This is a genomic window from Kitasatospora sp. NPDC058965, assembly GCF_042741245.1.
Taxonomy (GTDB): Bacteria; Actinomycetota; Actinomycetes; order Streptomycetales; family Streptomycetaceae; genus Kitasatospora.
This window is the reverse complement of the sequence record NZ_JBHYKG010000356.1, coordinates 1-8,129: the sequence shown is the minus strand read 5'-3', so window position 1 is coordinate 8,129 and position 8,129 is coordinate 1. Positions and strand designations below refer to the sequence as shown.

Annotated in this window: 5 protein-coding genes and 1 pseudogene; 1 reads left to right on the top strand and 5 read right to left on the bottom strand. The window is 74.5% G+C overall.

Annotation, left to right across the window (positions count from 1 at the left end; genetic code table 11):
* Positions 1-99 precede the first annotated feature (99 nt).
* The 5 genes and pseudogenes from ACFW1A_RS35360 to ACFW1A_RS35340 form a co-directional block, all read right to left on the bottom strand.
* Positions 100-1,440: a KamA family radical SAM protein gene (locus ACFW1A_RS35360; protein WP_380416632.1), complete on the bottom strand. Its 1,341-nt coding sequence runs from the start codon at positions 1,438-1,440 to the stop codon at positions 100-102.
* On the bottom strand, positions 1,437-3,146 hold the full coding sequence (locus ACFW1A_RS35355; protein ID WP_380416630.1) for a class I adenylate-forming enzyme family protein: 1,710 nt from the start codon (positions 3,144-3,146) through the stop codon (positions 1,437-1,439). Before ACFW1A_RS35355 ends, ACFW1A_RS35360 begins: the two co-directional genes overlap by 4 nt.
* A 33-nt stretch (positions 3,147-3,179) precedes the next feature.
* A pseudogene (locus tag ACFW1A_RS35350) lies at positions 3,180-4,547 on the bottom strand (flavin monoamine oxidase family protein); the annotation flags it as partial.
* Positions 4,499-4,735 carry an acyl carrier protein gene (locus tag ACFW1A_RS35345; RefSeq protein ID WP_380416626.1) on the bottom strand — a complete coding sequence of 79 codons (237 nt, stop codon included), beginning with the start codon at positions 4,733-4,735 and terminating at the stop codon, positions 4,499-4,501. The gene ACFW1A_RS35345 and the pseudogene ACFW1A_RS35350, both read right to left, overlap by 49 nt.
* Positions 4,736-4,906: 171 nt before the next feature.
* Positions 4,907-6,493 (bottom strand): AMP-binding protein, encoded by a 1,587-nt coding sequence (locus ACFW1A_RS35340; protein WP_380416621.1) that lies wholly within the window; start codon positions 6,491-6,493, stop codon positions 4,907-4,909.
* A 428-nt stretch (positions 6,494-6,921) separates the two neighbouring features.
* Between ACFW1A_RS35340 and ACFW1A_RS35335 the strand changes: the two genes are divergently transcribed.
* Positions 6,922-8,115: an MFS transporter gene (locus tag ACFW1A_RS35335; protein ID WP_380416617.1), complete on the top strand. Its 1,194-nt coding sequence runs from the start codon at positions 6,922-6,924 to the stop codon at positions 8,113-8,115.
* The last annotated feature ends 14 nt before the right edge of the window (positions 8,116-8,129 follow it).

The window sequence follows — 8,129 nt, the reverse complement described above, 5'->3', positions numbered from 1 at the left end:
CCTCCCGGTCCTGCTTCGACAGCCAGGCCAGGTAGTCGCCGTAGCTGCGGACCGGGGGAAGCTCCTCGGTCCCTGCGTACAGGCGGATCAGGTCCGTGATCACCAGCGCCGACCCGCCTCGCCCAGCGTGTGGATCGGGTCGTAGTAGGGGAAGCGGCGGGTCAGGTCGGTGTCGGCGGCGGCCCGGGACTCGAGCGCGGTGCGGTAGCTCTTGGTCCAGTAGGAGATGCCGCGCTCGCGGTCGTACTCGGTGACCTGGTGCACCCAGCGCTTGCCCAGGTCGGGCACGTCGCAGACCAGCCGCGGGGTGGCGTAGCCGGGCAGGTAGCCCATGATCGCCTCCTGCAGCCACTGCGCCCGGTGCAGCGGGATCCGCCAGTGCTCGGCGCCGGGGACCAGGTCGCACAGGTAGAAGTAGTACGGCAGCACGTTGGCCTCGCCGTGCAGCGCGAAGCAGAGGTCCAGCAGCTGGTCCGGGGTGTCGTTGACGCCGGCCATCAGCACGCCCTGGTTGCGCACGTCGCGCAGCCCCGCGTCCAGCACGGCCCGGGCCGCCTGGGCGACCAACGGGGTGACCGACTGGACGTGGTTGGCGTGGGTGTGCAGCGCCAGGTTGACCGCGCGGCGCGACGCCACCCTGGCCACCCGCTCCAGCCCGGCCAGCACGTCGGCCTGCAGCCAGTGCTGGGGCAGCCCGACCAGCGCCTTGCTGGCCAGCCGGATGTCCCGCACCGAGGGCAGCTCCAGCAGCCGCAGCAGGAAGGACTCCAGCCGGGGCCAGGGGACGTTGGCCAGGTCGCCGCCGGAGACCACCACGTCGCGCACCGTCGGGGTGCGCTTGAGGTAGTCCAGCATCTGCTCCTGCCGGTCGCGCGGGCGCAGCGTCAGGCGGGCCTTGGTGACCTGCGCGGTCGAGGTGCCGACCAGGTCCATCCGGGTGCAGTGGCCGCAGTACTGCGGGCAGGTGGCGACCAGTTCGGCCAGCACCTTGGTCGGGTAGCGGTGGGTCAGGCCCTCGACCACCCACATCTCGCTCTCGTGCAGCGAGTCGCGCTGGGCCAGCGGGTGGCTGGGCAGCAGCGGGTCGCGGTCCAGCGCCATCGGCAGCAGGTAGCGGCGCAGCGGGTCGGCGACGAAGGCCTCGGTGAAGCCGGCCGGGTCGAGCCCGGCCGACGGCACCATGGTGTTCAGCAACTGCGGCGTCACCAGCACCGGCATGGTGGCGAACCGCTCGGCGTCGGCCGTGAGTTCGGCGTAGGCGTGGTCCGCCAGCAGCGGGCCCAGCACCCGGCGCAGCTGCCCGGCACCGCGCACGCTGTGCAGCCGCTGCCACTGCGGGTCGCGCCACTCGACCGGGGTGACCTGGCGCCAGCCGGGGAAGCGGCGCCAGTCCGGCTCCACCAGGACGGTGCGCCGGTACTGGTAGGGCGGCGTGGTCATCGGCCGGGGGACTCCGCCCCGGTGAAGAGGGTGGCGAAGGCGGTGCGCAGCTCGCGCTTGAGCACCTTGCCGGTCGGACCGAGCGGGTACTCGGCCGCGGTGCGGGCCACCCGGACCGCCGCCAGTGGGCTCAGGCCGGCCTCGGCGAGCTGCTTGTTGGCGTCGGCGAGCAGCGTGGAGGCGTCCGCGCCCTCCTGCAACTGGACGACGGCGATGGGCTGCTGGCCGCCCTGCGGGACCGGCACGCCGACCACCGCGCAGTCGCGGACGGTCTCGGCGCAGTCGGCCAGCAGGACCTCCTCCAGCGGCAGGCTGTAGACCGGTCCGGTGGCGGTGTCGATCACGTCCACGGTGCGGTCCAGGTGGTAGAACCGCCCGTCCGGCTCCCGCCGGGCCACGTCGCCGGTGAGCCAGTAGCCGGCCAGCTCGAAGCTGCTGGTCAGTCCGGCGTCGTGCCAGTAGCCCGGTGTCCGGGACGGGGTGACCACGCCGAGCAACCCCACGGTCCCGTCAGGGAGTTCAGTGCCGTCCTGGTCCAGTACGGCGGCCTTGGTGACCACCTCCAGCGGCTTGCCCACGCAGCGGTCGTCGCGGCTGCTCTCGGGGGTGGTGACCTGGCCGAAGAGTGCCATGCCCATCTCGGAGGAGCCCAGGCCGTCGATGAACTGCGAGCCGGGCAGCGGTTCCTCGGCGGCCGCCTCGCTGGGCAGCAGCCAGGGCTTGATCAGTCCGGCCGGCCGCTCGCCCAGGGTCACCAGGCGTCGGACGTGTCCGTAGTGGGCGCTGTCCCCGGTGTTGAACCAGGAGTGCACCCGGGCCGCGCCCTCGACCGGCAGTTCGCCGGTGGCCAACTCGACGAAGGTGCGGGGGAAGGAGGCCACCATGGTCGGCCGGAAGGCCTCCATCACCGGCTCGACCACCGCCCGGCGCCAGTCGGACATCACCACGGTGGGCAGGCCGAGCAGGGTGGCGGTCAGGAAGTAGCTCAGGCCGCCGGCGTGGGTGTGCGGCATCAGCGACATCAGCCGGTCGCCGGGCTCGGCCGGGAAGCGGACCATCCGGGGCTGCTTGCCGTCCCAGAACTGGTGGTGGGCCAGCATGGTCGACTTGGGCGTGCCGGTGGTGCCGGAGGAGTGGATCAGCGCCACCACGTCGTCGGCCGCGTGCTGGTACGGGTACCGCTCGGGCAGCGGCGCGCCCGCGGCGTCGAAGGCCCGCAGTTCGGCGGCGGGCACCAGGAAGCGCGGACGGCGGTCGGGGCGGGTCCGGTAGGCGGCGGCCAGCGCGGTCGGGTCGTCCACCACCACGCCGACCACGCCTACGTGGTCCAGGTAGCGGACCATCAGGTCGCTGCGCATCGCGTCGTTGACCAGGGCCGGGACGGCGCCCAGCGCGGTCAGCGCGAGGAAGTGCAGCAGCGGCTCCATCCCCTCGGCCACCACCACGCCGACCGGGTCGCCCGGGCGCACCCCGTTGGCCCAGTACCAGCGGGCGTAGTCGTCGCGCAGCGCGGCCAGGTCCAGCAGGCTGTGGCCGCGCAGCACCACCTGGCCGCGGTGGTCCAGCGAGTGCCGGTACAGGTACGGGACGGCGTGGTGGGGGTTGGCCGCGATCGCGTGGTCGAGGAAGTTGCCCGCGCCCAGGCCGGGTGCGGTCATCAGGCGTTGGCGGGCGGCGAGCGGGGCGATGGGGCTGGGCTCGGACATGCCGGTCTCCCGTGGGTCGTCGGGGGGTGTGGCTCAGAGGGAGGCGAGCAGTTGGGCCGCGGCACGGTGGCCGGAGCGGATCGCGCCTTCCATCAGGCCGAAGAACTCGGTGCTGGTCTCGGTGCCGGCGAAGAAGAGCCGCCGGTGCGGGGTGGTGAGTCCGGGGCCCAGCTGCTGCCAGTCGCCCGGGCCCATCAGGGCCGCGTAGCAGCCCCTGCTGTACGGGTCGTTGACCCAGTCGGTGATCAGGCAGTCGATGGGCGGCGGGAGTTCGGGGAAGAGCCGGGCCGCGTGGGCCAGTGCAGCGGCGCGGCGCTGCTCGGGTTCCAGGGCGGCGAAGCGGTGCGCCTCGGCGCCGGTGACGAAGCCGGTGAGCACGCCGGGCCCGGCCGCGTCGGGCGAGTCGTCGACGGTGGAGAGCAGCGGGCCGGTGGCGCTCACCGACCAGCCGGAGAGGCCGTGCTCGCGCCAGAGCGGGGTCGGGTAGACCAGGTGCACCTTGACGGCGCAGCCGGGCGCGGTGTGCTCGCCCGCGCGGGGTGCGGGCAGCGCGGGCCGGTAGGTCAGCGCCTCGGCGAGCAGCGGGGGGAGGGCGAGCACCACGGCGTCGGCCGGGTACTCGGCCCGCTCCGTCAGCACGGTCGCACCGGTGTCGGTGTGACGGACCGTCAGGACCGGTTCGCCGGTGCGGACGCGATCGCCCAGGCCGGCGGCCAGCCGCTCGCAGACCTGGTGCGCGCCGCCGGCCACCCGGTCCTGCTGGGCACCGCCCTCGAAGGCGTTGAGGTAGCGCAGGCCGCCGCCGGAGCGCAGGTAGAAGGCCATGTGCAGGACGGAGACGGCGGCCGGGTCGGCGGCCATCATCTCGCCCAGGAAGAGCGGGAAGAAGGTCCGCGCGTCCGGGTGCGCGAGGTGTTCGGCCGCCCAGTCGGCCGCGCTCTGCCGGTCCAGCAGCTCGGCGCCCGGGGTCAGCCACGGGGCCACCGGGTCGACCAGGGCGGTGAGTTCGGCCAGCCGGTCGAAGAGGTCGCCGAGGGCCACCGCGTCCAGCGGCGGGAACCGGCCGGCCTCGGTGCCGGTGCCCTCGCCCAGGTCGAAGCGGCTGGCGCCGAGCATCGTGGTGGGTGTCGTCTTCAGGCCCAGCTCGGCCAGCAGGCGGTGCAGTTCGGTGTGCCGGTCGCCCAGGTAGGCGGCGCCCGCGTCGACCCAGGCGCCCGGGGTCGGCTCGATGCCGCGGGTGCGGCCGCCGACCCGGTCGCGGGCCTCCAGCACGGTGACCTCGACCCCCTGGCGGGCCAGTGCGGTGGCGGCGGTGAGTCCGGCCAGGCCGGCGCCGACCACGACGGCGCGGTTCACGCCGCTGCCCCGAGCCGGGCCGCCAGCGCGGCCCCGGTCGGCGCCAGCAGGAAGTCCTCGAAGGTGAGTTCGACCTGGAACTCGCGGGCGACCGCGCTCAGCACCCGGGTGGCCAGCAGCGAGTCGCCGCCCAGCTCGAAGAAGTCCTCGTCCGGCGTGGCCTGCGGCTGTTCCAGCACCCGGCGGAAGATGGCGGTGACCGCCTCGGTACGGGCCGCTGCGTCAACGGTCATGTGATGTCCTTGTGTATCCGGAGCACGACCGGCGGGATGACGCCCGGTCGGAGGAGTCGGTCGGGCCTGCCGCCGGGCCGGCAGCAGGGTCGGATCGGGTCGGGTCGGTGGCGGGGTCGGGTCGGTGGAGCCGGTGCACGGCCGGCGGGCGGTGCACCGGGCCCCGCGGGGTCAGGAGGGCTCGCCCGCTCGCGGCGGCGCCGCGTGGCGCCGGTGGGTGGCCGCGCGGTCCACCTTGCCGCTGGCGGTGTGCGCGAGTTCGGCGACGACGGTGATCCGGCTGGGGACGAGGTGGTCGGGCACCCGGCTGCGCAGGTGGGTCCGCAGTCGGGTGCGCAGGTCCTGCGGGTCGGCGGCGCCGCGCGGCACCACGTAGGCGACCAGGGCCGAACGGCCGGCCAGGGTGGCCCCGGTGACGGCAGCGGCGCCGACCTCGGGGTGGGCGGTCAGGTGCGCCTCCACCTCGGCCGGGTCGACCCGGATGCCGCGCACCTTGAGCTGGTGGTCGAGCCGGCCCTGGTGGACCAGTCGGCCCTCGGCGTCCCGGCCGACCCGGTCGCCGGTGCGGAACCAGCGGCCGGTGCGGCCGGGCGCAGTGGTGAACCGGGCCGCGGTGGCCTGTGCCAACTCCCGGTAGCCGAGCGCCAGGGCGGGGCCGCCGATGAGCAACTCGCCCTCCTCGGTGACCAGTTCCCGCACATGCGGGAGTGGACGGCCGAGCGGGGCGGTCCGCAGCCCGGCCGGCAGCTCGGCGGCGTGCGTGATCAGCGTGGTCTCGGTGCAGCCGTAGGTGTTGAGCAGGCGCACCCGCGCGGTGTCCAGGGCGTGCCAGTCGGCCAGCCGGGCCGGACTGACCGCCTCGCCGCCGATCACCACCAGCCGCAGGCAGCCGGGGAGTCGGTCCCCCTGGTCGGTGAGGTGGCGGACCAGCTCGTGCCAGAACGCGGTGGGCAGGTCCAGGACGGTGATCCGCTCGCGCTCGACCAGCCGCAGGAAGCGCGGGAAGGAGCCGCTGTGCGCGTCCCGGTCCAGCACCAGGGCGGCGCCGGCGGTCAGGGTGGGCAGGATCTCCTCGAAGCAGGTGTCCCAGTTCAGCGAGGCGAACTGGAGCACCCGGTCCTCGGGGGTGAGGGCGAAGAGGTCGCGCAGGGCGGCCACGGTGGTGGAGATGGCGCGGCGCGGGGTGAGCACGGGCTTGGGCGTGCCGGTGGAGCCGGAGGTGAAGAGCAGGTAGGCGGGGTCCTCACCGGCGGTCGGCAGCGGCCCGTCGAGCAGCGGCCGGTCGAGCAGCGGCCGGCCGGGCAGTGGCTGATCGGTCAGCGGCCGATCGGTCAGCGGCGCGCCGGTCGCGGGCAGCTCGGCCGGCGCCGGTCCGGCCAGGTCCAGCACGGTCAGCCCGAGGGCGGCCGCCGCGTCCGCGGGCGCGCCGATCGCGGTGCCGCAGCCCGCGGCGGCGAGCAGTGCGGCCTGCCGCTCGGCCGGGAAGGCCGGGTCGATCGGGCAGTACACGCCGCCGGCGGCGAGCACCGCGAGCAGGGCCACCACGGTGGTCGGTGTGCGGTCGGTCCACACCGCGACGGTGCCCGGGCGCGGGCCCACGCGTAATGCGGCGGCGGTGACCAGCTCGGCGAGTTGCCGGTAGCTCAATTCCCGTCCGTGGTGCAGAACAGCCGGGCGATCCGGATATTGCCGGACGCCTTCGGTAAAGGCGTCGAGCAGGTCGGAGTCGTCCGGGGTGATGCCGTCATGGTTTGACATGCCTACCCCAAATAACGCCTGACGAGACCGTGTTCGGGCTCGGCGAATGGGGACTCTACAGTCGAACGTACGCGCCCACAATGGGGTTCGGCGGCCCTGATTCCAAGGGTTCTGACGGACGCTCAGGCGGTTCGAGCAGAGTCATTGTCATGCCCGGGATATTTCTTCGGAAAGGAAATGCGAGGGGAAATGGACCGTCATTCCGAGTGCTTCGGAAAATGGTCCGGCTGAGAATGTCCGACGGGTCCGCCGCTGGTGCGGGGGTGGGTGCGCAGGGCGGCGGAGGAGTCCGTACACCGATCGTTCGGTTTGTCGCGCCGCGCTGGATCTTGCTCAGGTGAATGGCGAACGGTGATCTGTCAGCTGACATGGTTTCGCCATCTGAGACCATCTGTCTCAGTCAGTGGTTGATCTGGTGAGGGGGACGGATGGTCGCGCAGACCGTGGTGGCAGGCGGGACGGGAGTGGCGAGCCGGCGGCGGTGGCTGATGCTGGCGCTCGGGGTGGCCGCGCAGACGGTCGCCTGCCTCTTCGTCTACGGCGTGCCGTACCTGGTCCCGGTGCTGCGCGGCGGGCCGGCGCACCTGTCGCTGGCCCGGGCGGGACTGGTGGTCGCCTGCCCGACGGTGGGACTGCTCGGCTCGCTGGTGGCCTGGGGCGCCCTGGCCGACCGGCGCGGGGAGCGGGTGGTGCTGAGCAGCGGCCTGGGGCTGGGCGCGGTGCTGCTGCTGGTCGCGGCGACGGTCCGCGGCCCGGTGCTGCTCGGGGGCGTGTTCGTGCTGGCGGGGGCCGCCTGCGCGGCCGTCTTCTCGGCCAGCGGGCGGCTGGTGATGGGCTGGTTCGCGGTGGCCGAGCGCGGGCTGGCGATGGGGGTGCGGCAGACCTCGACCCCGCTGGGCCTGGGGTTGGCCGCCGCCACCTGGCCCCCGCTGGCGGCCCGGGGCGGACCGCGGCTGGCCCTGCTCTGCACGGGCGTGCTGATCGCGGTGGTGGCGGTGCTGCTGGCGCTGCTGCTGGTGGACCCGCCGCGGGCGGGCGGGGCGGTGGCCGGGGAGCGGGGCGGATCCCCGTACCGGACCGCCGCGCTGTGGCGGATCCACGCGGCGGGGGCGCTGCTGGTCTGGCCGCAGTTCACCGCCGGGGCCTTCGGGCTGGTGCTGCTGGTCGACGTGCGGCACTGGCAGCCCACGGCGGCGGGCCAACTGATGGCGGTGGGTCAGCTGCTGGGCGCGGCGGCCCGGGTGGGGGCGGGGCGCTGGTCGGACCGGGTGGGCAGTCGGGTGCGGCCGATGCGGCAGCTCGCGCTGGCCACGGCCGTGCTGGTGCTGGTGCTGGCGCTCTGCGCGCGGTGGCCGAGCGCGCTGACGGACGTGGTGCTGGTGCTCGCCTGCGGGCTGACCGCGAGCACCAACGGGCTCTCCTTCACCGCCACCGCCGAACGGGCCGGCCCGGCCTGGTCGGGCCGGGCGCTGGGGGTGCACAACACGGGGCAGAACCTGGTCGCCTCGCTGGCACCGCCGCTGACGGGCGCGCTGATCGGGTGGGCCGGGTACCCGTGGGCGTTCGCGCTGGCGGCGGTGCTGGCGGGGGCGGCGGTGGGAGTGACGCCGGGGGGCCGGTAGCGCGCGGTCCGGAC